Origin of the sequence: Streptomyces sp. PH10-H1, assembly GCF_030063355.1 — a bacterium.
GTDB lineage: Bacteria > Actinomycetota > Actinomycetes > Streptomycetales > Streptomycetaceae > Actinacidiphila.
In genome coordinates this window covers 22,050-48,189 of the sequence record NZ_JASISZ010000005.1, presented here as the reverse complement: position 1 = coordinate 48,189, position 26,140 = coordinate 22,050, and the positions used below count along the sequence as shown (strand labels likewise).

19 protein-coding genes and 2 pseudogenes are annotated in these 26,140 nt (G+C 71.1%); 14 read left to right on the top strand and 7 right to left on the bottom strand.

Annotation, left to right across the window (positions count from 1 at the left end):
• Positions 1-387 precede the first annotated feature (387 nt).
• The 3 genes from QMK24_RS05110 (at position 388) to QMK24_RS05100 (ending at position 3,593) form a co-directional block, all read left to right on the top strand.
• Positions 388-963, top strand: coding sequence for a 1,2-dihydroxy-3-keto-5-methylthiopentene dioxygenase (locus tag QMK24_RS05110; protein WP_283463911.1), 576 nt, complete (start codon positions 388-390; stop codon positions 961-963).
• Between the two features lie 232 nt (positions 964-1,195).
• Positions 1,196-1,426: a hypothetical protein gene (locus tag QMK24_RS05105; RefSeq protein ID WP_349307824.1), complete on the top strand. Its 231-nt coding sequence runs from the start codon at positions 1,196-1,198 to the stop codon at positions 1,424-1,426.
• Positions 1,427-1,490: 64 nt separating this feature from the next.
• Entirely contained in the window at positions 1,491-3,593 is a 2,103-nt protein-coding gene (locus QMK24_RS05100; RefSeq protein ID WP_283464060.1) for an APC family permease, read from the top strand.
• 23 nt (positions 3,594-3,616) lie between these two features.
• On the opposite strand, the gene QMK24_RS05095 is transcribed toward QMK24_RS05100, so the two are convergent.
• The 3 genes from QMK24_RS05095 to QMK24_RS05085 form a co-directional block, all read right to left on the bottom strand.
• Entirely contained in the window at positions 3,617-5,029 is a 1,413-nt protein-coding gene (locus QMK24_RS05095; RefSeq protein ID WP_283463910.1) for an MAB_1171c family putative transporter, read from the bottom strand.
• Complete coding sequence (locus QMK24_RS05090; protein WP_283463909.1) at positions 5,026-5,646, bottom strand: ParH-like protein; 621 nt, start codon at positions 5,644-5,646, stop codon at positions 5,026-5,028. Before QMK24_RS05090 ends, QMK24_RS05095 begins: the two co-directional genes overlap by 4 nt.
• Before the next feature lie 100 nt (positions 5,647-5,746).
• Complete coding sequence (locus QMK24_RS05085) at positions 5,747-6,163, bottom strand: XRE family transcriptional regulator (protein WP_502962487.1); 417 nt, start codon at positions 6,161-6,163, stop codon at positions 5,747-5,749.
• A 637-nt stretch (positions 6,164-6,800) separates the two neighbouring features.
• Here QMK24_RS05085 and QMK24_RS05080 point away from each other — a divergent pair.
• The 4 genes from QMK24_RS05080 to QMK24_RS05065 all read left to right on the top strand — a co-directional run bounded on the left by QMK24_RS05080 (position 6,801) and on the right by QMK24_RS05065 (position 12,826).
• Positions 6,801-8,003, top strand: coding sequence for a hypothetical protein (locus tag QMK24_RS05080; RefSeq protein ID WP_283463907.1), 1,203 nt, complete (start codon positions 6,801-6,803; stop codon positions 8,001-8,003).
• Between the two features lie 35 nt (positions 8,004-8,038).
• Positions 8,039-10,138: a tetratricopeptide repeat protein gene (locus QMK24_RS05075; protein WP_283463906.1), complete on the top strand. Its 2,100-nt coding sequence runs from the start codon at positions 8,039-8,041 to the stop codon at positions 10,136-10,138.
• The gene (locus QMK24_RS05070; protein WP_283463905.1) at positions 10,135-10,653 is read left to right on the top strand and encodes a flavin reductase family protein; all 519 of its coding nucleotides are present in this window, start codon (positions 10,135-10,137) and stop codon (positions 10,651-10,653) included. The genes QMK24_RS05075 and QMK24_RS05070 overlap by 4 nt, the downstream gene beginning before the upstream one ends.
• Before the next feature lie 115 nt (positions 10,654-10,768).
• Positions 10,769-12,826 carry a restriction endonuclease gene (locus tag QMK24_RS05065; protein ID WP_283463904.1) on the top strand — a complete coding sequence of 686 codons (2,058 nt, stop codon included), beginning with the start codon at positions 10,769-10,771 and terminating at the stop codon, positions 12,824-12,826.
• A gap of 192 nt (positions 12,827-13,018) precedes the next feature.
• Here QMK24_RS05065 and QMK24_RS05060 read toward each other — a convergent pair whose 3' ends face one another.
• Entirely contained in the window at positions 13,019-13,804 is a 786-nt protein-coding gene (locus QMK24_RS05060) for a peptidoglycan-binding protein (RefSeq protein WP_283463903.1), read from the bottom strand.
• Positions 13,805-13,964: 160 nt separating this feature from the next.
• Here QMK24_RS05060 and QMK24_RS05055 point away from each other — a divergent pair, with 160 nt between their 5' ends.
• Positions 13,965-14,777: an AfsR/SARP family transcriptional regulator gene (locus tag QMK24_RS05055; RefSeq protein ID WP_283463902.1), complete on the top strand. Its 813-nt coding sequence runs from the start codon at positions 13,965-13,967 to the stop codon at positions 14,775-14,777.
• Positions 14,778-14,816: 39 nt separating this feature from the next.
• On the opposite strand, the gene QMK24_RS05050 is transcribed toward QMK24_RS05055, so the two are convergent.
• Positions 14,817-16,886, bottom strand: a complete 2,070-nt coding sequence (locus tag QMK24_RS05050; RefSeq protein WP_283463901.1) for a phosphocholine-specific phospholipase C — start codon at positions 16,884-16,886, stop codon at positions 14,817-14,819.
• Between the two features lie 308 nt (positions 16,887-17,194).
• Here QMK24_RS05050 and QMK24_RS05045 point away from each other — a divergent pair, with 308 nt between their 5' ends.
• From QMK24_RS05045 to QMK24_RS05035, 3 genes are all read left to right on the top strand, one after another.
• Positions 17,195-17,935 (top strand): hypothetical protein, encoded by a 741-nt coding sequence (locus QMK24_RS05045; protein WP_283463900.1) that lies wholly within the window; start codon positions 17,195-17,197, stop codon positions 17,933-17,935.
• Positions 17,936-18,206: 271 nt separating this feature from the next.
• The gene (locus tag QMK24_RS05040; RefSeq protein ID WP_283463899.1) at positions 18,207-18,875 is read left to right on the top strand and encodes a sigma-70 family RNA polymerase sigma factor; all 669 of its coding nucleotides are present in this window, start codon (positions 18,207-18,209) and stop codon (positions 18,873-18,875) included.
• Complete coding sequence (locus QMK24_RS05035) at positions 18,872-19,624, top strand: aspartyl/asparaginyl beta-hydroxylase domain-containing protein (protein WP_283463898.1); 753 nt, start codon at positions 18,872-18,874, stop codon at positions 19,622-19,624. Before QMK24_RS05040 ends, QMK24_RS05035 begins: the two co-directional genes overlap by 4 nt.
• Before the next feature lie 141 nt (positions 19,625-19,765).
• Here the strand turns inward: QMK24_RS05035 and QMK24_RS05030 are convergent.
• Both QMK24_RS05030 and QMK24_RS05025 read right to left on the bottom strand, forming a co-directional pair.
• Positions 19,766-20,221, bottom strand: a pseudogene (locus tag QMK24_RS05030) (copper chaperone PCu(A)C); the annotation flags it as partial.
• A 5-nt stretch (positions 20,222-20,226) separates the two neighbouring features.
• On the bottom strand, positions 20,227-22,635 hold the full coding sequence (locus QMK24_RS05025) for a heavy metal translocating P-type ATPase (protein ID WP_283463897.1): 2,409 nt from the start codon (positions 22,633-22,635) through the stop codon (positions 20,227-20,229).
• Positions 22,636-23,479: 844 nt separating this feature from the next.
• Here QMK24_RS05025 and QMK24_RS41435 point away from each other — a divergent pair.
• The 3 genes and pseudogenes from QMK24_RS41435 to QMK24_RS05015 form a co-directional block, all read left to right on the top strand.
• The gene (locus QMK24_RS41435) at positions 23,480-23,860 is read left to right on the top strand and encodes a hypothetical protein (protein WP_349307825.1); all 381 of its coding nucleotides are present in this window, start codon (positions 23,480-23,482) and stop codon (positions 23,858-23,860) included.
• The gene (locus QMK24_RS05020; RefSeq protein WP_349307829.1) at positions 23,764-24,891 is read left to right on the top strand and encodes an MFS transporter; all 1,128 of its coding nucleotides are present in this window, start codon (positions 23,764-23,766) and stop codon (positions 24,889-24,891) included. Before QMK24_RS41435 ends, QMK24_RS05020 begins: the two co-directional genes overlap by 97 nt.
• A 242-nt stretch (positions 24,892-25,133) precedes the next feature.
• Positions 25,134-26,108, top strand: a pseudogene (locus QMK24_RS05015) (beta-ketoacyl-ACP synthase III); the annotation flags it as partial.
• Positions 26,109-26,140 lie beyond the last annotated feature (32 nt).

The window sequence follows — 26,140 nt, the reverse complement described above, 5'->3', positions numbered from 1 at the left end:
GTCAGACCGCGCTGGGCGGCTGTCGCGATCACACCCGTAGATCATGTGCAGGACAAGCCTGTTGGCGGATTGCTTCCCACGGCTTTACCTGACAAGCGATAACTTTGCTGTGCCATTGCCCGGGTCGTCCGGATTGGCATCGCAGCGGGCGGGCGCCCCCAGTCCCGCGCCGCTGACGGCCGGGGCGCGAGCCCGGTGTACGACGGCGCGGCCGGGCCCGGAGGGTGACAGCCGGGTGGCAACCGGCCGCGCCCGGCCGGGCTTGATGTCCGGGCCGTCCCTCAGGTGGCACGCTGGCGGGGCATCAGCATCGCGCCGAGGAGCACTCATGGTTGTTCCCTCTGTACGCGCCTCGACGGGCTGCCGCACTGTGAGAGGACCGACACCGTGACACTCCTTCAGATCATGCTCGAGGACAAACCGGAAACAGTGCTGCTCAGGACCCGCGACGAAGCGAAGATCACCGGCGCGCTGCGGGCCCAGGGCGTCTCCTTCCAGCGCTGGCCGCTGCGCGTCCAAGTCACCGCCGGCCTCGGCTCCGACGTGCTCCTGGATTCCTACCGGGCCGAGATCGACGAGCTCCGCGAACGGCAGGGGCTGCGACTGGCCGACATCGTGCGCCTTCATGCCGAGGAGGGCCCGGAGTGGGAGGAGAAGGCCGCCAAGGCCCGCTCCACCTTCCTCGAGGAGCACCGGCACGCGGAGGACGAGGTGCGGTTCTTCGCGCACGGCACGGGCTGCTTCTACCTGCACCTGGACGGGCTGGTCCTCGCCGTCGTGTGCGAGGCGGGCGACCTGCTGTCGGTGCCCGCCGGCACCCGGCACTGGTTCGACATGGGTCCGCGCCCGGAGTTCGCCGCCATCCGCTTCTTCGCGGAGGAGGGCGGCTGGATCGGCGACTTCACCGGCGATCCGATCGCCCGGCACTTCCCCCGGCTGGACGCCCTGCTCGCGGACGGGTAGCCGGGGGAACGCGCGAGGCGGCCGGGGCAGCGCGCGAGGCGGTCGGGCCGTAGTCCGTACGTCAAGGGCGCGTCAGGGATCGTCTCTCCGCGTCAGGCACGCGTCAGGGCCGGGGTCGGGGCCCTGACCTGCGGGGATAGCGTCATTGCAGCGTCCCCGGCCGCGGTGCCGGTGGGCGGTCCGTCGTCCCCAACCTGCCTGAACCTGCTGATCGGCTAGAAGGGCTTCTGCCATGTCACTCTCCCTGTCCCCGGCCGCAACAGCACTTCCGGGGGACGACCCCCACGATCTCTCCATCTGGCCCGCCCCGGCCCGGACCGCGCCCGGCGGCGATGTCACCGTCGGGGGAGTGTCGCTCGCCGAGGCCGCCGACCGGTTCGGTACGCCGCTGTATCTCCTGGACGAGGGTGAGGTGCGGGACCGCTGCCGTATCACCGGGGTGGTGGCCGCCGCGCGGCGGTGATCAAGACGCCTGACGTGCCTCTACGCTCGCCCACGTGGCGAGAATCGTGGATGCGGTCAAACGGATGGTGATCGGCCGGGCGCTGCCGAGTGAGGGGTTGCAGGAGACGCTGCTGCCCAAGCGGCTGGCGCTGCCGATCTTCGCGTCCGACCCGCTGTCGTCGGTGGCGTACGCCACGCAGGAGATCCTGCTGGTGCTCACCCTGGGGGGTCTGGCCTATCTGCATCTGACCACTTGGGTGGCGATGGCGGTGGTCGGGCTCATGGCGGTGGTGGTGCTGTCCTACCGGCAGGTGGTGAACGCCTACCCCTCCGGCGGCGGCTCGTACGAGGTGGTCGCCACCAACCTGGGCCCGTCCGCCGGGCTGGTGGTGGCCGCGTCGCTGCTGGTGGACTACGTGATGACGGTCGCGGTGTCGGTCGCCTCGGGCGTCGACAACATCATCTCCGCGATCCCGTCCGTGAACGCGTACCGGACCGTGATGGCGGTGGGATTCGTCGCACTGCTGGCGGCCGTCAACCTGCGCGGGATGCGGGAGTCGGGGCGGGCGTTCGCCGCGCCGACCTATCTGTTCATCGCGGGCGTCCTGATCATGTGCGCCACCGGCCTCTTGCGGTGGATGCTGGGCGACGCACCGGTGGCGGAGTCCGCCGCCTATGGCATCACCCCGAAACCGGGCGACAGCAATCTCGCGGGCTTCGCGCTGCTGATGCTGAGCCTGCGCGCGTTCTCCAGCGGCTGTACGGCGCTGACCGGGGTGGAGGCCATCTCCAACGGAGTGCCCGCCTTCCGCAAACCGAAGTCGAAGAACGCCGCGACCACGATGACGGCGATGGGCATCATCGCGGTGATCATGTTCTCCGGCATCACCGCCCTCGCCATGATCTCCGACGTGCACATCACCGAGGACACCTGCCGGCTGACCGGCGTCACCGGCGACTGCTCCTCGACCCCGCAGCGCACCGTCATCGCGCAGCTCGCTGCGGCGATCTTCGGCGGTGACCACAGCGTCGGGTTCTTCTTCATCCAGGCCGCCACCGCGCTGGTGCTGGTGCTGGCCGCGAACACCGCGTTCAACGGCTTCCCGTTGCTGTCCTCGATCCTGGCCCAGCACCGCTATCTGCCCCGCCAGCTCCACACCCGCGGCGACCGCCTCGCGTTCTCCAACGGCATCGTCGCGCTGGCCGTGGTCGCCGGCGGCCTGCTGTGGGCCTTCCACGCCTCGGTCACCAACCTCATCCACCTGTACATCCTGGGCGTGTTCACCTCCTTCACCCTGTCCCAGACCGGCATGGTCCGGCACTGGAACCGCACCCTGAGCACCGAGACCGACCCGGCGCTGCGCCGCCGCCACCACACCGCGCGGGCGATCAACGGTCTCGGGGCGCTGGTCACCGGCCTGGTGCTGGTGATCGTGCTGGCCACCAAGTTCACCCAGGGCGCCTATCTCGCGGTGATCGCCGCGGTGCTGCTGTGGCTGATGATGCGCGGAATCCGTCGGCACTACGACAACACCGCGGCGGAACTGGCCGTCACCGACGAGACCGACGAGATGGTGCTGCCCGCCCGGGTGCATGGCATCGTCCTGGTCTCCAAGATTCACAAGCCCACGCTGCGGGCGCTGGCCTACGCCCGCGCCACCCGCCCCGACACGCTGGAAGCCCTCACCGTCGATGTCGACCGCGATGAGACGAGAGCGCTCCAGGCCGCGTGGGACGCCTACGGCATGGACGTGCCGCTCAAGACCCTGGCCTCCCCGTACCGGGAGGTCACCCGCCCGGTCGTGCAGTACGTGCGCTCCCTCAATCGCGCCAGTCCCCGTGACGTGATCAGCGTCTTCATCCCCGAATACGTCGTCGGACACTGGTGGGAGAACGCGCTGCACAACCAGTCCGCACTGTGGCTGAAGAGCCGGCTGCTGTTCACTCCCGGCGTCATGGTCATCAGTGTGCCGTGGCACCTCTGTTCCTCCCAGCTCAGACCGCTGCGTCCGGCCCGGCGCGCCCCCGGATCCGTCCGCCGCGGAGAGCCCGGGCCCGGCGCCCGGGCCGACAACAACCGGGCCGACAACAACCGGATCCCCGCCGGGAAGCCAGGGCCGGGGCCAGGGCCAGGACCAGGACCGGACCGGGAGCCGGAGCACACCCAGGGCCCGGACGCGGGCTGAGGCGTGTCCGGCCCGGCCGCACCTCAGCCCGGGAGCCGGGGCGAGCTCCGGTCCTGCAAAGCCGGGCGGGCCGACGCGGGGCCGACGGCCGTCGCGTATCCGTCGACCAGACCCGCCCGGACCCGGCACCGGACCAGCTCGACGGCGGGGGAGCCGATGAAGGCGTCCGAGACCTGCATGAGCCAGGCCGTCTCGGCCTCCACACTCGCGCGCACCTCCGGCGGCACATATCCCTCGCAGCTGCCCGGGATGGAGCGGCGTCCCGACCGCGCCGCCTCCAGGGCGGCGGCTATCGTCGCCGCTTCCACGATCGGCGCCAGCCGCGCGGAGCCGGCGTCGAGACCGGAGCCCTCCGCCTCGGCGGTCCAGGCCGCGACCTCCGGATGGAAGTAGGGCCGCAGCGCCAGGTGCCCGTCCCGGATCTCGATGATGCGGCGGTACAGCGCGAACTGGGCGCCGAGCGGCGGGATGCAGCCGAGCCGCAGCGCGGGTCCGGTCAGTGCGATCTCCGGCAGAGCCGCGTGCATCGCGGTCCAGAGCGGGCCGATTCTGCGGTAGCCGCGCCAGGCCCGCAGCCAGCCGGCCGGCGTGGGCAGCGCCCGCCCGCCCGGCAGCCGTTCCCGTAACCCGGCGGCGGCGTCGTGTGCCGCGCCCCAGGGCGGGCCGAGCCAGGGGTAGCCGCGGCATGCGCGCAGCCTTGCCAGCGTCCGCCGGACGCGGGCCGCAGCGGGCGGGCCCCAGACGGAGGCCATCGTCCCGCCCAGGCCCAGCGCGAGGCAGACCGTGCCGGCCAGCGCCGACACGGTGCTCTCGCATCCGTCCTCACGTCCGGTGGCCAGCGCGGAGAACACATCGCCCAGGCTCCATACCGTCCACAGCAGGCCGACGGCCGCGCTTGCGGTGATCAGGCCGAGCCCGCCGCGCAGCAGCCGCGACCGGATGTACCGGGTGCAGCTCCGGATCAGCACGGCCAGGCACCATGCGGTGTGCGCGGTGAGCAGGGCGTTGTACGCCGCCAGGAACCCCTCGTGCCCGGCGGCCGCGACCAGGTCCCGGCCCTCACGGCTCACTCCGGCGCACAGATACGCGCCGAGACCGGCCGCCGTGACCGCCAGCGTCCCGGTGAGCTGCCGGCGGACCGCCGTACGGCGGTGCGGCGCGGCGCCCGCCGTGCGCGCGACCAGTGCGAGGAACGCCATCGCGGCCAGGTCGAAGCACTGTCCGGCCGGAGCGGTCCACAGGGCGAACGGTCCTGCCCGGCCCGCCAGGCGGGTGGTCGCGGGAGCGAGGACGGCCAGCGCGCCGCCCATGGACAGCGCGCAGCCGTACAGATAGCGCACAGAGGTTTCGGCCGGAGTGGAGCGGCTGGTGAGGAGCTTCCAGCCGACACCCGCCAGGACGATCAGGCAACCGGCTAAAGCGACCGCGTCGGTCACGTACCCGCTCCCGGAGCGGGAAGCGTACGCAAGGGCCCGACGGTGGCGGTGGCCCGGATCCTGGTGGAAGCGGCGAGGCCGACGATCGGGCCGAGCCGGGCCAACGCCTCGGTGACGTCGGTGCGGTCGGCCGCGGCGAGCCAGGCGTCGCGTGGCCGCCGGACCTTGCGCGTCGGCCGGTGCAGGGCGAGCGAGGCGATGAGTTCGGCCTCCTGCTCCTGTACGTCGGAGTAGACGCTGCGGCCCAGCACCCGCCGGACCAGCTCACCCGACAGATGGGGCAGGAGCACCCGGGACGCCGAGGAGTCGAGATGCGCGACGCCGGCGTGGCCGCGGACGAGGTGGCCCACCTCGTGGAGCAGTATGTGCTGTTGGTGCAGGGCGCTGGTACTGGTCGGGTATCCGATGTAGTCGGCCCGGTCGGTCGTCACCAGCATTCCGCAGGGCGTGCAGGCGTGCGGAGGTAAGGGCACCAGAACCAGCGGTCTTCCCCGCTGTTCGGTCAGTGCCTCGGTGAAGGCGGTGGCGTCGAACGGCCGTGGAAGCGGCAGGGCCGCTACTGTCCGCCGACATCGCCGCCACAACGTTTTGTTCTGCTGTTCCGCGTAGTCCCCCATAAGAACCCTCCCCGGGCAAGGCACCGCACAACGATCAGCAACCGCTCATGAGCGATATGAGCGATGAGCGATCCTATGCCCAGGGGTGGACCAGTGGATATCAGTCTGCGCGGCGCAATCCCGCCTCTCTGCGGGCGATGACTTCGATCATGTCGCTGATGGTTCCGAGGCCCTCGGGCGACAGGTTGACCGCACGCAACGCCACCTCGCGTACCCCCGCGTCCCGCAGTGCCCCGAGGAGCTGGAGCTCCTGCGCTATCTGGGCGCTCTGCTGGTCGTCGAAGAAATACGTCGGCGGCACCTGGAAGAATTGAGCCAGCGCTTCGAGGTGACGTTTGGTCGGATTGTCCCTTCGTCCCGTGCGCAGCTGCCACAAATAAGTGGCTGAAAAGCTCTCCCCGGTGGCCTCGCGGCACGCGCGTGCCACCTCCTCGTGGGTGTACGGCGCGTGGTCCGGGCCGCGGACGACGTCGAACAGCCGGTCGATCTTGTCCGCGAGCGTCGGGGTGCCAGACATCGGATCAGGCACCGCATACCTCCCTTGGTCGAGTGCCCTGCGTATCGCCTGTGGTAAGCGCGGGTGGGGTCCGCTCTGCGTTCCCCGCATCTTAGTTGGTGAGGCGAGGATCTGACCGCCCTGCCTGTGGAGACCGGGTGCACGTTCATCACGTTGTGCTATGGGCTGCAACTGGCTTGATCAGAAGGGTGGTTGGCCGGACATCCGATGTGTCGGCGGTCAAATCCAGGCGCACTCAAGGCTGTTGACGCCCGAGTGGACGCGTGCCAGCCTGTGAGCGGAGATGAATGAGAGCGCGAATCTCATTCACATCAGTCTCTGTTCCTTTGCGCCACCCAGACCCTCCCGCCCGTCGGGAGCATCGGCCGCGACCGCGTCCGACGATGCGTCACATCACGGAAAAGGAGCACAACATGAAGAAGATCGTTGTCCGCAAGGCCGGCACTGTCCGCCTGACCTCCGCCGCCACGTCCTGCTACTGCGGCGGCGGCCCCGTCCTCGCCTGACCTTTCCCTTCCGAGCCGCGGCGAGCCGGCTGATACCGGCCCGCCGCGGCTCGCGGAGCTCCAGCCGGTCCGGGCCATGACGTCCGCGACCCGGACCGGCACTCCTGCGGACCAGTGACAGTGAGGTAGTGATGGACGCCGCGGCAGTGGACCTCGACCGACCCCTCAGGCTGTACCCGCTGACCTTCCTGGAGGAAGGCGACGAGGTCACCGTGGGCCGGGCCGATATCGATTCCTACGGCCTCTTCCCTGCCGACGGCGCCGCGCTGCTGCGCCGCCTGGAGACCGGGGAGACCCCGAACGACGCCGCCCGCTGGTACAACACCCAGTACGGCGAGACGGTCGACATGGTGGAATTCCTCGAAGTCCTCGAGGCGTTCGAACTGCTCGTGCCGGACGGCGAGGAAGTCGCCGAGGTGCGCGCGGTGCGCTGGCAGGGGCTGGGCAAGGCCCTCTTCTCGCCCGTGGCCTGGGTCCTGTATGGACTGCTGTTCATCGCCGGCATCGTCGCCATGTTCCGCGAACCGGCCGTGGTCCCCACCTACCAGAACATCTTCTTCACCAGCTCGTCCCTGGTGGCCCTCGCGCTCGGCAACGTCCTCGGCCAGGCGCCGTGGATCCTGCTGCACGAGTCCTACCACGCGCTGGCCGGACGCCGGCTCGGGCTCAACTCCTCCCTCAGCATCGGCCGGCGCTTCTACTACGTGGTCTTCCTGACCAAACTCGACGGACTCGTCGCCGTTCCACGGCGCAAGCGCTACCTGCCGATGCTCGCGGGCATGCTCGTCGACGTCCTGGTCGTGACCGGGCTGACCCTCGGCGCGGTGCCCCTGGTGTCCTCGGACGGCTTCGCCGGATTCCTGGGCCGCTTCCTGCTTGCGATGGCCTTCGGCACACTGCTCCGGTTCGCCTGGCAGTTCTACTTCTTCCTGCGCACCGATCTGTACTTCCTCGCCACCACCGTGCTGGGCTGCAACGACCTGCAGTCCGTGGCCAAGGGGATGCTCCAGAACCGGCTCTACGGCCTGATCGGGCGGCGCGACAAGATCGTGGACGCGGAGACCTGGACCCCGCGCGACCGCGAGGTCGCCCGCTGGTACGTCTGGCTGATGGTCACCGGCTACGCGGTCCTCACCGGGCTGCTCATCACGGCCGTGATCCCCGCCGCGATCCGCATCACCGGGCTGGCCGTCGGAAAGCTCTTCTCCGACACCTCGCCGCTGAACGTCCTGGACGTGACCGTCTTCCTGGTCCTCAACTTCGGCGAGCTGATCCTCGCGGGCATCCTCGCCGTCCGCGGCTACCGACGCCGCACCCTCGCCACCGCCAACTGAACCGCCGCACGACGCGACGCAAAGGAGCAGTCCGCATGAACGAGGTTGTCCCTACTCACCACTGGGTTCGCGGCGGGCTGCGCAGGGACCGCGAGGCCGTCATGGAGCGGCTGGGCCTGCCGACCGGATCCGCCATGACCGTGGACGCGCACCGCAGGCTGCGCGGGCCGTACACCGCGGCCGGGACCCTCGTACGCGCCATGGTGCCCGGTGTTCTGCTCCGCGACCGGAAACTCGTCGAGCGCTACGACATCGAACTCCTCTCCGCCGCACCGGACCTGAGCGCCGTCGTCCCCAACTCCCGCGAGACGCTGACCTCCATGGCGCTCCCGGCCGAACGCACCCGTTACTACGCCCGGTTACGTACCACGCGTATCTCCAACGGCCTGGTGGAGTTCGTCCGCGACGGTCTGGCCGCCGACGGACCGCGCGTCCTGGTCGTGGAGAACGCCGACCAGGCCGAGAGCACCGACCTGGAATTCCTCACCGCGCTGGTCCGCCGTATCGACCCCGCGCACCTGACCGTCGTCGTCCGCAGCGGCGGCACCGGGCCCGACGACGAGGCGCTGCTGTCCGTCCTCGCCGGCCGCGCGCGGCTGACGGAGGCCGGGCAGATCCGCGCGACAGCCGGATCCGATGCGGGCGGACCCGCCGACGCGTGGGACTACGTGGCCTCGGACTGCACCAGCGACGAGCCGGCCCCGCGCGCGGCCTACGAGGCCCTCGACCCCGGCGAGCGGGCCCGGCTGCACGACCGCCGCGCCGCCGAACTCGCCCTGCTGGACGAGGAGTCGCTCCGCCTCGGCGCCATCGCCTACCACCTGGAGCACGGCACCGACCCCGGCGGCGCCGGGGTGCCCGCAGTCTTCCACGCCATGGACCACAGCTTGTGCCACGGCTTCTACGAAGCCTGCGTCGACTACGGCCGCCGGGGGCTGGCGCTGGTCGACCCCAGGACCGAGCACAACCGCTGGTGGGCCTTCACCAAAGGAGTGGCACTGTCGCTCTCCATCCTGGGCCGTACCTACGAGGCCGAACGGCTGGACGACCAGGCCCGGCTGAACTCCACCAAGCCCGGCGTCCACATGGCCGCCGCCTACAACACCGCCATGCTCTACACCCGGCACAACGACCCCGAGGACCGCGACGAGTTCAAGGCCAAGTCCTGGCTGAACTCCGCAATCGCCACCGCGTCGCTGATCGAGGACCGCAGCGAACGGGCCTTCCAGAGCGCCTTCTACAAGAACGGCCTGGCGCTGGTGGAGGTCAATCTCGGTGAGCCGGCCGATGCGCTGCGGCTGGTGGACGAGGCCATCGACAGCCTCGACGAGCTGCTCGGCCCGGACGAACACGTGCTGCACCGCTCCGTGCTCAAGAACAACCGGGCCCGTGTCTACCTCAGCCTCGGCCGGATCGAGGAGGCCCTCGCGGACTACGCGATCGTTATCCGCGAGGACCCCAACCACGCCGAGCACTACCTGGAACGCGGCAACATCCTGCGCCGGCTGGAGCGCCCGCAGGAGGCGTTCGAGGACTACGCGAGGGCCATGCGGCTCTCCCCTCCCTTCCCGGAGATCTACTACAATCGCGGTGACCTCCGGTTCGCCGAGGGCGACACCGCGGGCGCCCTCGCCGACTTCAGCTATGTACTGGAGCTCGTACCCGACTTCGTCGACGCGTACGTCAACCGGGCGGGCCTGCTGCTGGAGGCCGGGGAACTCGATGCGGCGATGCGGGACGCGGTCACCGGCCTCGGCTACGAACCCGACAACCCCTATCTGCACGTGGTGGTGGGCCAGGTGCACGCGGAGCGCGAGGAGTTCACCGCCGCCCGGGGCGCCTTCGACGTCGCCCTCAAGGCCGACCCGGACATGATCTCCGCACTGTCCGGCCGGGCCGCCCTCGCCTACGACATGGGTGAGCTGGACATCGCCGCGGGCGACCTCGGACACGCCGTGGAACTGCAGCCGGGCGACCCCGCGCTGCGCTACAACCGCGCCTTCGTCCACCAGGACACCGGCCACTGGGAAGAGGCCCTCGCCGACCTGGAGATCGCCGCAGAACTGGCCCCCGACGACTCCGACATCACCGAGGCACTGGACACCTGCCGGCGCAAGGCGGCAGCCGCGCGATGACGACGGACGGAGCGGTGACGACGGACGCGGCGGAGCGCGGACAACAGCGGCCGCTGCGGTCGGTGCTCGGCCGCTTCGCCACCGGCGTGGCGGTCGTCACCACCGTCCGCCGCGGCCGGCCGGCCGGGCTGACGGTGAACTCCTTCACCTCGCTGTCCCTGGACCCGCCCCTGGTCCTGTGGTGCCTCAACCGTGCCTCCACCCACCGGGCGGCCTTCACCGCCGGCGCGCACTTCGCGGTGCATCTGCTCGCCGCCGACCAGCGCGAACTGGCCGCCCGCTTCGCCGGACCCGGCGACCGCTTCGACCGACTCCCCTTCCGGTCCGGCCCGTACGGCGTGCCGCTCCTGGACGGCACGATCGGCACGCTCATCTGCCGCCGCGACCGGATCGTCCCCGCGGGCGACCATCTCGTCCTCATCGGCGAGGTACTCCACCACCAGGCCGAACCCGGCGCGCCGCTCCTCTTCCTGGACGGCCGCTTCCACCGCGGCCCCGCCCCCGAAACGGCCTGACACCGGCCGGGCGCCGACTAGAGTCGAAGCACCGCGATATGTCGTACTGCTGGCCGGTCCGCCAGTGCACAGTTCCGGGTCCGTCAGGCGGCCCGGAGGGAGGGCGCGTGCCCGGATGAGTAATCGCTCCAACCGGTCGATCGGCGTGTGGGCTGAGGCGCAGCGCCAGAGACAACGCCAGTTGGAGGCGCATCTGCGGGAGCAGCGCTCCGCCGAGCGAGAACTCGCCCGCAGCCATCGTGAGCAGCAGACGGCATACCGGCAGCGCCGCGAGGCGGACGCCAGGCGGCGTACGCAGGAACTGGACTCGCGCGTCGAGTCCTTGACCCGGCTGCTGGCGGTGGGCTGCCGGGCTCCGGCGTTCCGCACGACGGCGCTGCTGCGTTCGGAACAGCTGGAGCCGTTCGCCCCCGGCCGGCTCGCCGTCCCCGTCCGGATGCCGCAGCAGAGTGGCTATCAGCCGCAGTCCGGGTGGGGGTTCGGCTCGGGGCGGCGGGCGCAGGAGGCGCAGGCCCGGTACGAGCGCGACCTGCGGGCCGCGCGGGCCGCCGAGGCACAGCGGCAGCAGCAACTGACGGCGCACGGGCGGCAGTACGACAGCTGGCGGGCCGCGCAGCTGGCGGAGATCCGTCGGCACAACGCGGGTATCGCGGAGAACGCGGTCGCCCTCCGCCGCGGGGATGCGGACACGGTGGTGGAGTACTTCTCCGCGGCGCTGTACGCCTCCACGGCGTGGCCGGAGGGGTTCCCGCGCCAGGTGTCGTGCGCCTACGACCCGGCCGGCCGGCGGCTCGTACTGAACTGGGAGCTGCCGGGCTACGACATCGTGCCCGGAGCGAAATCGGTGCGGTACCTGGTCACCGCGGACCAGGACAAGGAGACCGCCCGTCCTGTGGGGCAGCGGCGGGCGGTCTACCGGGACGTGGTGGCGCAGTGTGTGCTGCTGGCGCTGCGGGAACTGTTCGCGGCGGACGAGTTCGGCACGCTGGATTCCGTGACGCTGAACGGATTCGTGGACGACCACGACCCGTCGACCGGACAGCGGGCGCAGCTCTTTCTCGCCACGGTCCTGGCGGAGCGCCTGGTCTTCGGCCGGCTGAACCTCGGGCAGGTCAGCGCCGTGGACTGCCTGGTGGACGGTCTGGGCGGCCGGCTGTCCGCGCGTCCCGACCAGCGGGCCGTGGTGCGGCCCGGCGCGGTGCCGGACGACTTCGGCAGGGGGATGGTCTCGCGCGGGGGTGAGGAGGATCCGGATCTCTTCGAGATGGACCCCGTCGAGTTCGAGTCGCTGGTGGCGGACCTGTTCCGGGCCCGTGGCATGCAGGCGGTCATGACGCAGCGCTCCAACGACGGCGGTGTCGATGTGGAGGCGCTGGATCCCGATCCCATCAGCGGCGGCACGATCATCGTGCAGGTGAAGCGCTACCGCCATACGGTGCCGCCCACGGCGGTGCGCGATCTGTTCGGAACGGTGCAGGGGGCGGGGGCGAACAAGGGCGTCCTGGTGACGACGTCGGGTTTTGGTCCGGGCTCCTACACCTTCGCCAACGGCAAACCGCTGACGCTGATCTCCGGCACCGAACTCGTCGACCTGCTGGGCCGTCACGGACTGCGCGGCCGGCTCGGCGGCGGCGCGGGTGTTCCCGCTCAGCGGGGTACTCCGGCGGCCGCCGACCCGGTACCCGCCGGCGAGTACAACGTGCTGGGCATGGACTGGTCGGGGAGTGTCGCGCTGGATGTGTGCGCCCTCGTCTGCCGGGGGAACCGCGCGCTGAGCGACGATCACTTCGTGTTCTTCAACAACGCGCGGACCCCCGACGGGACGGTGTGCGCCATTGCCCGCCCCGCCAGGGACAAGGCTGCGATCCGGGTCGCCTTCGACGCGCTGCCCGCGAGCGCCGACCGGCTGGTGCTGGCGGTGTCGATCGATCCCGAGGTCAATCCGCGGGCGGATCTGTCCGGGTTCACCGACGCGTTCATCCGGCTGTCGGACGGTTCGGGAGCCGAGCTCGGCCGGCTGGAGGTCTCCGACGGCCGGTCCGGTGAGACCGCCCTGATACTCGGTTCCTTCCGCCGCCGGGCGAGCGGCGACTGGGACTTCGTCATGGGCGGCAAGGGATATGAGGGCGGGCTCGAGGCGCTGGTCCTGGAGTACGGCATCGACGTCGGCTAGGGCCGGGCAGGGCTTCACGCCCCGCCCGGAACACTCATTCGACCGGTGCCGGTCGCGGGATTCGCGGCGAATTCCTCACCGATGTGCCGGATCGAGCCATGGCGCCCCCCGCGCGAAAATATCCAATGCCTCGGTAACGCGAACTCATGTGCGTGGAATGGCAATTCGATTCCGGAATATCCGTGCGAAAGGTCAGCCCTTCGGCACGCGCAGCTGTGCCCAGGAGACGGGCCCCGGCCAGCCGTCGGCGTCGGTGCCCCGATAGCCGATCTTGACTTGGAAGGCGGCGTAGGAGCGGCGGTCGGTGTCGGTCCATTGCGGGCCCGGGCCCTGGGTGTAGACCGCGACTCCTTCGGCCACGAGCCGGCGGCCCATCGCGGTGATGATGGGGCTGTGCGGCGCGGTGTGGAACCACTGGGCGCCCGGGAAGGGTTCGAGGTCGACCGGGTGCGGGACGGGGGTGGGGCGGGGCCAGGCGGGGTCGGCGGAGTCGATGCCGCCGGCGTACTTGGGGTAGCCGTACCCGTACACCCGCGCCGACTTGCGCTCCCGCACCCGGCGGTAGACCCCGTCGCCCTCGGCGGAGCCGTTCACGTTGGTGTTGCCCTCGACGGTGTAGATGAACGTCGCGTCGAACCGCTCCACCACCCCGGTGTGCTCCGAGCCGCCGACTCCGTAGAACGCCTGGGCTCCCACCGCCGGATACTCCGAGAACCGTCCCTGGTCCTGGAACCAGCCCACGCCCGTCGTGCACGACGCGGTACACGGGAGCAAACTCGCGGCGCCGGCGCGCAGCGCCACCCAGGAGACGAACGTCGCACACCAGGGCTGACCTTGCGACCACTCCAGTCCGGGGACCTCATCGCTGTAGCGCTGGATGTTGTTCCAGTTGCCGTTCGAACGCCCTTCATGGACGCCGACCTGCCCGGCCGCGGTCAGTATGACGGACTCGGCATCTCCCTGCGCGTTTTGTACCATTGATGGGTCTGCAGACATGGCGGATCACCCCCGAGGGCTCCCCCATGGAGCCGGTTATGACAGCGTCCCTCTGCTCGCTTGCAGAATTCGTGCAAACTGCGTGCAGACCGCGTATGAGGCGTCCTTCTCATCCATGAGATCCACGTGTTAAACAATGACGGTGAATAACGCACCATCGGTCTGGGGGGAGACCATGGAGTTCCGCGTACTCGGACCCGTCACCATCGCCGACGAGAACCGTTCGATCAGCCCGGGAGGGCGTAGACAACAAGCTGTCGTGGCAGCCCTGCTGATGCACCGCAACACCTTTGTCCCGGTGCCCAGGCTCATCGACTACGTATGGGGGGACGACGCACCGCCCAGTGCCGTCAACAGTCTTCAGAGCTACGTTTCCCGGTTCCGGAAGCTCCTGGAACCCGGCCCGGCCGGAGCGACGCGCCTGGTGCGCAGCGTCCCGGGCGGGTATTCGCTGCACGCCAGGGACGAACAGGTCGACGGCGTCCGGTTCGCGCGGCTGGTCGGCGACGGCCGGGCGCACCTGGAGGCGGGCCAGGCGATGGATGCCTACCGCTGCCTGACGAGGGCGCTGCGCATGTGGCGAGGGCCCGCCATGGCCGGTCTCACCGGCCATGAGCCGCTCGCCGCCGAGATCGCCCGGCTGGAGGAGTTACGGCTGTCCGCGGCCGAGTACCAGGCCAACGCGGCCCTGGCACTCGGCCGGCACGAGGAGGCCGTCGCCGTTCTCAAGGGGCTCATCCGCGAATGCCCCCTCCGGGAGCGGCCGCGCGCGAGGCTGATGCTCGCGCTGTACCGCTCCGGGCGGCAGGCGGAAGCGCTCGCCCTGTTCCGGACCACCCGGGAGATGCTGATCGACGAGCTCGGGGTGGAGCCGGGACAGGAGCTGACCCGGATACAGCAGTTGATCCTCCGCCAGGACCCGGCGCTCGCCGCGCCGGCCCTGACCGTCCGGTGAGGGGAAGGAATGACGGAGGTGAAGGGGGCAGGACCCCGGTCAGCCGGTGGCGATCGCCGGGTCGCTCGTACCGGGCCGGCCCGTCTCGACGTGGCCCGCCAGGCGGCGCAGGAAGCTGCCGTCCTGGCCGGAGACCACCGACAGGTCGTACCAGTCGTGGCTGCGGCGCGGGTGCGCGGTGTGGACGGCGCGCGCACCGGGCCGGAGCCGGTACGTGGCCGGGCGCTCGTGTCCGTAGCCGTCCTTGACGGTGAGCTTGACGGTCGTGGCGCCCGGGTTGGTGAGCACCAGCCGGACCTGGCCGCTGTCCCCGTCGTGGGAAGCGCTGACCTCCGGGCCCCGGCTGTCGGCGCGGCCGGTGAACTGCCGCAGGAAGCCGTTGGGGCCGTGCACCGTGAAGTCGTAGGCGCTGTTCCCCGCCGCGGCGGTGCTCCAGCTGTCGGACAGCCGCCGTCCCGCTTCGACGGTGTACGTCCACGGTCCTTCGGTGTTCGTCGCGGAGGTCACATACAGGTGCGCGCCGGCCTTGCCGTGGTTGGCGAAGTCGATCCGCAGCCGGTGGTCCGTGACGCTGGTACGGCCGTCGGCGGCCAGGTCGTACGGCAGCGGCCTGGCCGGGCGCAGTCCGGGTTCCTGCTTGGGGAGCACCGGATTGGCCGGCGGCACCGGCACGTAGTCGGGGTGCCGGTCACGGTCCGGCGGCAGGTAGCCGTCGGTGGGCGGGAGCGCCGGGACCGCGGTGTCGGTCCTGGCGAACTGGAACGCGGTGGTGAGGTCGCCGCACACCGCCCGGCGCCAGGGCGAGATGTTCGGCTCGTGGACGCCGAAGCGCCGCTCCATGAAGCGGATGATCGAGGTGTGGTCGAACACCTGGGAGTTGACCCAGCCGCCCTTGCTCCACGGCGACACGACGAGCATCGGAACCCGCTGCCCCAGGCCGTAGGCGCCGGCGACGCTCTTGTCGGATCCGGCGGGGGCGAACAGTTCGCCGGTGACATCCACGGTCGACTGCCCGTTCGCGCGAGAGACCGGCGGGTGCGGCGGCACGATGTGGTCGAAGAAGCCGTCGTTCTCGTCGTAGGTGATGAAGACCGCGGTCTTGCTCCACACCTCCGGGTTCGACGTCAGCGCGTCCAGCACCTGGGAGATGTACCAGGCGCCGTAGTTGACCGGCCAGTTGGGGTGCTCGGTGAAGGCTTCGGGCGCCGCGATCCAGGAGACCTGCGGGAGCCGGTCGGCCGCCACATCGGCCTTGAGGATGTCGAAGAAACCCTCCCCGGCCTTGGCGTTGGTGCCGGTGCGGGCCTTGTCGTACAGCGGGTCGCCCGGCTTGGCGTTGCGGTACTGGTTGAAGTAGAGCAGCGAATTGTCGCCGTAGTTGCCCCGGTAGGCGTCCTGGATCCAGCCCCAGCCGCCGGGCGCGTCGAGGCCGTCGCCCACGTCCTGATAGATCTTCCACGACACCCCGGCCCGCTCCAGGCGCTCGGGGTAGGTGGTCCAGGAGTAGCCGGCCTCGGCGTTGGTGATGACCGGTCCGCCGCCCTTGCCGTCATTGCCGGTGAAGCCGGTCCACAGGTAGTAGCGGTTCGGGTCCGTGGGACCGATCAGCGAGCAGTGGTAGGCGTCGCAGATGGTGAACGTGTCGGCCAGCGCGTAGTGGAAGGGGATGTCCTCCCGCGTCAGGTACGCCATCGTCGTGGCGCTCTTGGCCGGCACCCACTTGTCGTACTTGCCCTGGTTGAAGGCGGCGTGGCCGCCGTTCCAGTCGTGGTTGAGGTCCTGGAGGAACTGCAGGCCGAGGTTGTCCGCCTCCGGATGGAACGGCAGGACGTCCTTGGTGCCGTCGGACTGGTGCCACACCGGCTTGCCGCTGGGCAGGACCACAGGGCGCGGGTCGCCGAATCCGCGCGCGCCGCGCAGCGTGCCGAAGTAGTGGTCGAAGGAGCGGTTCTCCTGCATCAGGACGACGATGTGCTCCACGTCCCGCAAGGAGCCGGTACGGCGGTTTGCCGGGATCTCCGCCGCGCGGGCGATGCTGGTCGACAGCAGGGAAGCGGCGGCCGTGCCGCCCGCCAGCTGCATGAATCGTCGGCGGTCGATGGCGGTCATGAAGGCCGGCCTCCTGGGTCGTCCATGGCGGAGCGGATGCGGTGACAGTCTCCTCAGGCAGCGGAGAATTCCCCGCGGCGCGTGGATGGAACCACGGTGAATACTCCGCCAACCCCAGTCGTTCACGAGCGACCGACATGCTCGCACCCAGCGGCCCGGAAACCAAGAGGGCACCTCCGGCACGGTCCCCGGCCGGGAACCCGCCGGCGCCTTCCGGACCCGCCGGAAGCGGATCGCGTGCATCACAAAGGGTCTGGTCCGGGGGCGTATCGCCCCCACCGGACGGGCTGGGGTGGCACGATGGCGGCATGACCACCGGGCCGGCGTCCCGCACCGCACGAGCCGCGTTGTTCGCTGCCGTCTGCGTGTCGATGGCAGCGCTCGGTCACTCCTGGGCTTCCGGAGTCGCCGTTCCGCTGTGGTCGCTGGGCGCGGCCTTCTCCGGTACGGCCTCGGTGGCCTGGTGGCTCGCCGGGCGGGAGCGCGGCGCGCTGGTGGTCACGGGATCCACGGTGGTGGCCCAACTCGGCCTGCACACCCTGTTCGGGCTCACGCAGTCGCCCGGCCGGGAACCGGCCGGCCTCATGTCCCACGACATGGCGGACCTGCACGGCGGTTCGGCCGCGACGGCCTGGGCCATGCGCATCGGCGGCATGCACATGCACATGCCGATGAACATGAGCATGGATATGGCGGGTTCCGCCGGTCACCGGAGCACCGCTTCGGACCCCATGGGCATGGCGTCGGGCGGCCATGACTCCACCGCGATGTTCTTCGCCCACCTGCTCGCCGCCGTGGTCTGCGGACTGTGGCTGTGGCGCGGTGAGGCGGCAGCATTCCGGCTCGGACGGGCTCTCACGGCCCTGGTGGCCGCGCCGCTGCGGCGCGTATGGCGGGTGCTGTTCATCCCGGCCCGTACGGCGCCGGCCGATGACCCGCTCTCGGTACGCCGGGCCGCCGATGATGCTCCCGCGCACGCGCTGCGCGGCGTACTGCTGCACCACGTCCTGTCTCGCCGGGGACCACCACAACTCGCGTGGCACTGCTGACCGTTCGTCCCCCTCGCGCCTGACGGAGAACCCTCCGGTGCCCCGGTGACGGGCGGAGTGCCCGCCTGCCCGCACGCCGCCGCGCAGACGGCGGGCGTCAGCGCGCAGGCCGGTCCCTGACCACGCGGCTCCTTCCCCGCGTCCGCCGACCGCGGGCGGGGGACATGGACCTGGCCCCGTCCGGACGGACATCGCCGGTCCTGAGGTGCCGCTCGCCGACGGCCGCTTCACGCCGTGGTGCGGCCGCGCAGCACGAGAAGGACCTTTTACGATGATTCATGCCCTGCTGAAGGGCGCCCCGAGGGCGTCGGCTCGCAAGGACGACGAACAGGTCACCGAATGGGCGCTCGCCGCGCGCGGCGGTGATCCAGCGGCGGTCGAGCGCTTCGTACGGGCCACCTACAGCGACGTCTGGCGGTTCACCGCCCATCTGAGCGGCGATGTGCACGGCGCCGACGACCTGACGCAGGATACGTTCCTGCGGGCGTTGGGCGGCCTGCCGAGGTTCGCCGGCCGCTCCGGCGCGAGGACCTGGCTGCTGTCGATCGCCCGCCGGGCCGTCGTCGACCGCTACCGCCATGCCGCCGCCCGGCCCCGAATCGCCGACGCCGTCGACTGGCGCAGCGCCGCCGAGGGGACCCAGCCCATCGGAGTACCGGGCTTCGAGGAGGGCGTGGCCGTGCTCGAACTGCTGGACACCCTGCAGGCCCCGCGCCGCGAGGCGTTCGTACTCACCCAACTCCTCGGCCTGTCCTACGCCGAGGCCGCCTCCGCCAGCGGCTGCCCGATCGGCACCGTACGGTCCCGCGTCGCGCGGGCCCGCGACGACCTGGTCGTCCTGCTCCGGGCGGCGGAAGCGGTGCCGAGCCCGGAGGCCCTCCATCACAACCACGCCACTCAGAACCACGCCACTCAGCACCACGTCTGGAGCCACCCATGACCCCCGAGATAGAGAAAGCCTTCGCCGCACTGCGGGAGCAGTACGGAGCGGAGGCGATCGAGCGCGTCGAGCGGATGCTGGAACCGGGGAGGCAGGAACGGCACCCGCTTCAGAAGGGCGCGAAGTGGATCATGCCCGGGATCTCGCAGCGCCCGTGGCACGACCCGTACGAACACGAGGAGCTGGCCCCGGTGGTCCACGCCCTCGAAGCCGCGCACACCGCGGTGAAGAGCGAGCTGGCGGCGGCCTGGTCCGCGCGTCGCAGCGCGTTCTCCGACTACGAGCACTATCTGACCCGCCAGGACGACTGGCAGGCGCTGTATCTGTTCCGCAAGGGCCGCCTGGTGCGGGAGTTGGCGGACGTCGTGCCGACGGCGTACGACGTGCTCAGCGAGTACGCAGTCGCCACCGGGAAGATCTGCCCGCTACTGGAGAGCCACTTCTCCACGCTGCTGCCCGGCGCGTCGATCGCCCCGCATCACGATCTGTGGAACTTCAGCATCAACCTGCACCTGGCGGTGGACATCCCGGAGGGCTGCGGCATCACGGTCGCGGGTGAGACCCGGACCTGGGAGGAGGGGAAGTGCCTGATGTTCGACTACTCCTTCGAGCACGAGGCGTGGAACCGCGGAACGCGGCCGCGCACCGCTCTGCTGATCGACCTCTGGCACCCCGGCACCACGATTCCGGAGCGTGAGGCGCTCGTCGTCCTGATCACCGAGATCCGCAAGCTGATGGGGGAGGGGTGACGGTGGCGAACGGCTCCGCCGACGTGGCCCACGTGGGCTGACGGGCCCGTCGTCCCACCGCGGACAGGCTCCCGCACGCACGACCACGGCCTCGACGCGTATCTCCCCGCTGTCCCGGAAGCGCAGGACGAACGGCACCCTCTGCCCCAACCGCAGCTGCGGCGGGCGCAGGATCATGGCATCGAGCCCGGCCGGGTCCATGGTCACGGCACCGCGCGCGGGCACCGCGACGGGGCCGGCCGGGGTCATCCGGCCGCCTCCGTCCCGCACCACGGTGCGCGCGAGCATCGCGTCCCCCAGCAACGGGGAGTCCAAGGACAGCAGGAGGTCGGCCGTGCCGCCGGAGTTGCGGATCGTGAAGAGGGCCGCGGTCGCCTCGGCGTTGGTGGGCCGGAAGACGCGGGCGTCGCTGACGCTGATCCGTGCCGGGGCCTCGCCGGCCGAGCCCGTCGCCGTATAGGCGGTGAGCAGCACCAGCGCGGCCGCGCAGGCGGCCACCGGCACCAGGGCGGCGCGCAGCGGACCCGGCAGCGGACGGATGGGACGGTCGGCGGGGGAGGCCGGCTGGTTCCGGCGGTTCCGGGTCGGCGTACTCATCGCGCTCATCGCGCACCCACCAGGGATCGCTCTCCGCCCGGCCGCTGTCCCTGCGTGCGCCCGGACCGGCTGCCGGGGCGTCCCGGTCCGCGCCGGGACCTGCCTCCGGGTCCGTACGAAGGGGCCCGCAGCCGCAGGCTGTTGCCGACGACGAGCACGGAACTGGCCGACATCGCCAGGGCCGCGAACATCGGATCGAGCCAGCCGGTCGCCGCGAGCGGCACGGTGGCGATGTTGTAGGCGAAGGCCCAGCCGAGGTTGGCGCGGATCGTGCGCAGTGTGCGGCGGGTGAGCCGGACCGCGTCCACGACAGCCTCCATGTCCTCGCGGACGAGTGTGATGTCGGCCGCGCCGATCGCCACGTCGGTCCCCGCCCCCATCGCCATCCCGAGGTCGGCGACGGCCAGCGCTGCGGCGTCGTTGACGCCGTCACCGATCATGGCCACCCGCCGCCCGGAGGCGCGGAGTTCCTCGATGATCGCCGCCTTGCCCTGCGGGACGATGCCCGCGTGCACCCGCTCGATGCCCACCTGGCCTGCGACCGCCTCGGCCGCGGCGAGCCCGTCGCCGGTCACCAGGACCGGCTCGATGCCCAGTTCCCGCAGGTGGCGTACGGCGCGGTAGCTGGAGGGCCGCACGGTGTCGCCGACGGTCAGGACGGCGACCGCCCGGCCGTCCAGCTCCACGAGGACGGCTGTGTGCGCGGCGAGCGCCGCCCGGTCGAGCGCCTGGCGCAGGACATCGGGGAGAGCCGCGTGGTCCCGGGGGCTGTGCACGAGGACCTGCCGGCCCCCGACCCGACCGCGCACACCGACGCCGGGCAGCGCGCGAAAGCCGACGGCCTCGGGCAGGGCAGCATCCTCCCCGGTCTTCCCGGCGCGCCGTGCGGCTGCGGCCACCGCCCGTCCGATGGGGTGTTCAGAACCGTGCTCCACCGCGCCCGCCAGGCGCAGCACCTCGGCGGCGTCCGGCCCTTCGGGGAGGGTCGTGGTCTCGACGAGCGTCATCCGGCCGGTGGTGAGCGTGCCGGTCTTGTCGAAGACGACGGTGTCCACCCCGCGCAGCCGCTCCAGTGCCTCGGGTTCACTTATCAGGATGCCCAGTTGGGCCCCGTGCCCGGTCGCGGCGAGAACGGCGGTGGGGGTGGCGAGCCCGAGTGCGCAGGGGCAGGCCACGACCAGTACGGCGACGGCGGCGGTCACGGCGGCCTCGGCGCCGGCTCCGGCCCCCAGCCAGAAGCTGAGCACGGTGGCCGCGACGGTGATGATGGCGGGCACGAACACACCCGCGATGGAGTCGGCGAGCCGCTGAATGCGGGCCTTGCCCGCCTGGGCGTCGGTCACCAGGCTGGTGATCCGGTTGAGTTGGGTGTCGGAGCCGACCGCTGTCGCCCGCACCACCAGCAGGCCACCGGAGTTCACGGCCGAGCCCACGACCTGAGTTCCGGGCCCGACCTCCACCGGTGTGCTCTCGCCTGTGACCAGGGAGAGGTCGAGCGCGGAACTGCCCTCCACCACCACACCGTCGGTGGCGACCTTCTCACCGGGACGGACGAGGAACTCCTGGCCCACGCGCAGGTCGGCGATCGGCACCCGCGTGCCGCCGCGGTCGTGAGCGCTCCGCAACTCAACGTCCTTCGCCCCGAGTTCGGCCAGCGCGCGCAGTGCAGAGCCGGTGCCGCGCCGCGCCCGTGCCTCCAGATACCGTCCCGTCAGCACGAATAGCGGAACACCGACCGCGGCCTCCAGATACACGTGCGCGACCCCGTCGCCCGCCGTCGGCAGCCAGGTGAACGGCATCCGCATGTTCTGTTCGCCCGCGCCTCCGAGGAACAGCGCGTACACCGACCAGAAGAAGGAGGCGGCCACGCCCAGGGACACCAGGGTGTCCATGGTGGCGGCGGCGTGCCGCAGGCCGCGCAGCGCGATCCGGTGGAACGGCCAGGCCGACCACACGGCAACGGGTGCGGCGAGGGTGAAGCACAGCCACTGCCAGTGGTTGAACTGCCAGGCCGGGACCATGGACAGCGCTATGACGGGGAGCGCGAGCAGCGCGGTGATCAGCAGCCGGTCCCGGTCCGGATCGCGGGCCGGGTCCCCACTGGTGCCGCTGCCGCTGCCGCTGCCGGAGCCGGAATCGGCGTCGGCACCGACGGCCGGGGCGGGCGGACGCGGGAGTTCGGCGGTGTAACCCGCCTGCTCGATGGCCGAGATCAGCCGGTCGGCCGACACCTCGGCGGGGTGGGTGACGCGGGCCCGGCCGGTGGCCAGATTCACGGTCGCGGTCACGTCCGGGAGCCGGCCGAGCTTCTTCTCCACACGGCCGACGCAGGCCGCGCACGTCATCCCGCCGACAACCAGGTCGGTGGTGAGCCGGGGGGCGTCCGCCGCGGGACGCGGGTCCGCGCCCGTCATCGTCCGGCCACCGGGATCTCGGTCCTCTGTGATCCCATGCCGCCCATGCCCGGCATCCCGCCGTCTTCGGAGCCCGGTTCCGACGAGGGCCCCGACGACGATCCGGGCGCGGAACCGGGCCCGGACCCGGGCGACGGATTGTCGGAGACGCCGGGGGAATCCTCACCCGTCCGGTGAATGCCGGGAGACACCGGCCCGGCCGCGCGCCCCACCGCGAACGAGACCGCCATCAGCGCCACCAGCAGCGCCACAAAACCCAGCAGGGCCGGTGGGGGCGCGGCCCGGGATATACGCCGGGAGCTGGAAGAACGTGAGCGCCTGAGGGATTCCGTCACGGGAGTCAATGCCACTCCCTCATGTTTGCATGCCGTACGGGGGTAGTAGCCAGATTGGCAACTCAGTATGGTGTGAGGAAAAATGTCGGAAGGCCCGGGAACTGAATGCCTGCCTCATCCGACTACTGTTAAACGGCTGTTCAAGACCGGTGCGACGCGAACGACGGAAAATCAAGGGAGTTACGGCCGGAATTCGCCATCTCCTGTGCCCGGCAGCGGTCCAGGAATGGCCAAAAACAGTCGGTTCGGCGATCGGCCGGGTTGACACGGTACCCGCTGGTGTCCATTTCGGTGGCCAGATATCGGCGTTGTGACCCCTCTGCTCCTATTCCGGTGCCCCCTCCGGATCATAGTGAAGCCGAATTCGCAACAGGGGCGGAAGCCAGTCCAAATCGAATGCCCGGCGTTTGCCGCGTACCCGGACCTCGGTCAGGATCCAGGACGGGCCGCGCTCCCGGCGTATGACGGGCATATGACCAGGAGCGGATTCCAAGGGGGAACGTCCGAGCATGTCTGCACTGAAGTCATCACCCGCTCCATCGCGCCAACGTCTCGGACTGTCCTTGTTCGTTCTGGCCACCGCACAGCTTGTCATCGCGCTCGACTTCAACGTCGTCTACGTCGCGCTGCCCAGCATCGGCAGCGGCCTCGGCTTCTCGGCGCAGGACCTCCAATGGGTGGTCAGCGCCTACGTCGTCGCCACCGCAGGCTTCCTGCTGCTGGGCGGCCGGGCCACCGACCTGCTCGGCCGGTCTTCGTGGCCGCCGCGCTGCTGTACGCGGGCTCCTCGCTCGTGGGCGGACTGGCCGGATCCGCCACCGTTCTGGTGGCCGTCCGCGCCGTCCAGGGCATCGGCGGGGCACTGCTGTTTCCCGCCACTCTCTCTTTGATCAATACGCTCTTCGACGAGGGGCCGGCCCGGAACCGGGCGCTCGCGGTCTGGGGCGCCGCGGGCGCGGGCGGACTCTGCTTCGGCTCGCTACTCGGCGGAGCGCTCGTGGACGTCTTCGCGTGGCCGTCCGTCTTCTTCGTCAACGTGCCGCTGGCCGCGGCGATCGCGGTGGCGGGGCGGATGCTGTTCCCCGCCGATGAGGAGCGGGCGGAGCGGCGGGAGTTCGACGTGTCCGGTGCGCTGACGGCGACCGGCGGCATCACGCTGCTGGTCTTCGTCCTGGTGCACGCGCCCGAGGCGGGCTGGAGCAGCGGCTCCGTCCTCGTCTGCTCGGCCGCGTCCGTCGCGCTGCTCGCGGCCTTCGCGGCCATCGAGCGGCGCACTCGCGATCCGCTCACCCCGGCCCGGTTGTTCGCCCACCGGAGCCTGGTCGCCGCCATGGCGCTGACCGCGGTGTACAGCGCGACCTTCAGCTCGCTGCCGTACTTCCTGACGCTGTACTTCCAGACGGTGCGCGGCTACAGCCCGCTCGGCACCGGGCTCGCCTTCCTCGTACCGGCGCTCGTGGTGGCGGCCGGAACGAAGGCGGGCGAGCGGGCGGTGGCCGCGGTCGGGATGAGGAGGACCCTGCTGGGTTCGCTGCTGCTGGGCGCCGCGGGAGCGGCGCTGCTCGCTCTCGGGCTGACCTCAGACGGTTCGTACGCGCGGGTGCTGCCCGGGATCGTGCTGCTCAGCCTCGGGCAGGGCGCAGGCTGGACCGCGATGTGGATCGCGGCCGCCGCCGGCGTCGCGCCCGGGGACCAGGGCATCGCGTCCGGTCTCGCGTCGACCACCTTGCAGGTCGGCGGAGCGGTCGGGCTCGCGGGGCTGGTGGCCGTCGCCGACACCGGTCGTCACGGCGGGCTCGCCGGCGGCGCGCTGCGGCACGCCCTGCTGGGCGACATCCGCACGGCCGTGTACGTGATCGCGGCCGGAATCTGTCTCGGCGCGGTGGTGCTGCTGGCCTTCCGCAGAGTTCCGGGCCCGTGAAGCCCGGCAGCTGACGACCGCCGACCGCCCGCCGCCCGCCGTCCGTGTCTGTTCCGATGTCCTCTCGCTCCTTGCCGGCCTCTCGCATCCGCTCCAGTGCACGCACCCCGAGGAGAACCGCCGTGCTCAGCCCGAACTCCCGCACCGACCAGAACCCCCTGACCGATCCGACCGATCCGACTGATCCGACCGATCCCACCGACTCGGCCGGCCGGCCGGAGGCGTCCCATCCCGTCGCCGTCATCTGTGGTCTCGCCGGCTGGCTGCCGCCCCGGGTCGTGACCAACGAGGAGCTGTCGCAGCGCCTTGATACCACCGACGCGTGGATCAGGACCCGTACCGGCATCGGCCGGCGGCACTTCGTGGACCCCGGGCAGGCCACCTCCGATCTGGCGGTCGAGGCGGGCCGCCGCGCGCTGGAGTCGGCCGGACTCGCCACGGTGGACGCGGTGATCGTGGCCACCACCACCCCGGACCACTCCTGCCCCGCCACCGCGCCCGTGGTCGCCGGCCGGCTGGGCCTCACCGGCGCGGCGGCGTTCGATGTCAGCGCGGTGTGCACCGGATTCGTGTACGGGCTGGCCTCCGCGGCCGGGCTCATCGCGGCCGGGGTCGCGGGCCGGGTCCTGCTGATCGGCGCGGACACCTACTCCACCATCGTGGACCCCGATGACCGGGCGAACGCGATCATCTTCGGCGACGGGGCGGGAGCCGTGGTGCTGCGCGCCGGGCGGGCCGGTGAACTCGGTGCGGTCACCCACTTCGACCTCGGCAGCGACGGCGCCGGCGAGGAACTGATCATGGTGGCGGCCGGTGGTTCCCGGCAGCGCTCCGCAGGCGGTGCTGTCACCCGCGCCGACCAGCACTTCGCGATGCGCGGCAAAGAGGTCTACCGGCACGCCGTGACCCGTATGGCCGGTTCGGCACGCGCGGTGCTGGAGCGCGCCGACTGGAAGATCGAGGACTTCGACCACTTCGTACCGCACCAGGCCAATCTGCGGATCCTGCACTCGGTGGCCGATGAACTCGGGCTGCCCGGGACCGCCTGCGTGACCAACATCGAGTCCGTCGGCAACACCGGCGCCGCCTCGATCCCGCTCGCCCTTGCCGACGCTGCCGCCCGGCAGACCGTCCAGCCGGGGCAGCGGGTCCTGCTCACCGCCTTCGGAGGCGGCCTCACCTGGGGCTCCTGTGTCCTGCGGTGGCCCGATCTCACCGCTTCCGGCACCCGCGGCAACCGTAAGACAAC

Bases quoted from the DNA above. Each gene is read 5' to 3' on its own strand.
- QMK24_RS05085 (WP_502962487.1), bottom strand. From the start codon at position 6,163: ATGTCTGGCACCCCGACGCTCGCGGACAAGATCGACCGGCTGTTCGAC.
- QMK24_RS05045 (WP_283463900.1), top strand. From the start codon at position 17,195: ATGACCACCGGGCCGGCGTCCCGCACCGCACGAGCCGCGTTGTTCGCT.
- QMK24_RS05090 (WP_283463909.1), bottom strand. From the start codon at position 5,646: ATGGGGGACTACGCGGAACAGCAGAACAAAACGTTGTGGCGGCGATGT.
- QMK24_RS05065 (WP_283463904.1), top strand. From the start codon at position 10,769: ATGAGTAATCGCTCCAACCGGTCGATCGGCGTGTGGGCTGAGGCGCAG.
- QMK24_RS05050 (WP_283463901.1), bottom strand. From the start codon at position 16,886: ATGACCGCCATCGACCGCCGACGATTCATGCAGCTGGCGGGCGGCACG.
- QMK24_RS41435 (WP_349307825.1), top strand. From the start codon at position 23,480: ATGTCTGCACTGAAGTCATCACCCGCTCCATCGCGCCAACGTCTCGGA.
- QMK24_RS05080 (WP_283463907.1), top strand. From the start codon at position 6,801: ATGGACGCCGCGGCAGTGGACCTCGACCGACCCCTCAGGCTGTACCCG.
- QMK24_RS05060 (WP_283463903.1), bottom strand. From the start codon at position 13,804: ATGGTACAAAACGCGCAGGGAGATGCCGAGTCCGTCATACTGACCGCG.
- QMK24_RS05105 (WP_349307824.1), top strand. From the start codon at position 1,196: ATGTCACTCTCCCTGTCCCCGGCCGCAACAGCACTTCCGGGGGACGAC.
- QMK24_RS05075 (WP_283463906.1), top strand. From the start codon at position 8,039: ATGAACGAGGTTGTCCCTACTCACCACTGGGTTCGCGGCGGGCTGCGC.
- QMK24_RS05040 (WP_283463899.1), top strand. From the start codon at position 18,207: ATGATTCATGCCCTGCTGAAGGGCGCCCCGAGGGCGTCGGCTCGCAAG.
- QMK24_RS05025 (WP_283463897.1), bottom strand. From the start codon at position 22,635: ATGACGGGCGCGGACCCGCGTCCCGCGGCGGACGCCCCCCGGCTCACC.
- QMK24_RS05100 (WP_283464060.1), top strand. From the start codon at position 1,491: ATGGTGATCGGCCGGGCGCTGCCGAGTGAGGGGTTGCAGGAGACGCTG.
- QMK24_RS05035 (WP_283463898.1), top strand. From the start codon at position 18,872: ATGACCCCCGAGATAGAGAAAGCCTTCGCCGCACTGCGGGAGCAGTAC.
- QMK24_RS05070 (WP_283463905.1), top strand. From the start codon at position 10,135: ATGACGACGGACGGAGCGGTGACGACGGACGCGGCGGAGCGCGGACAA.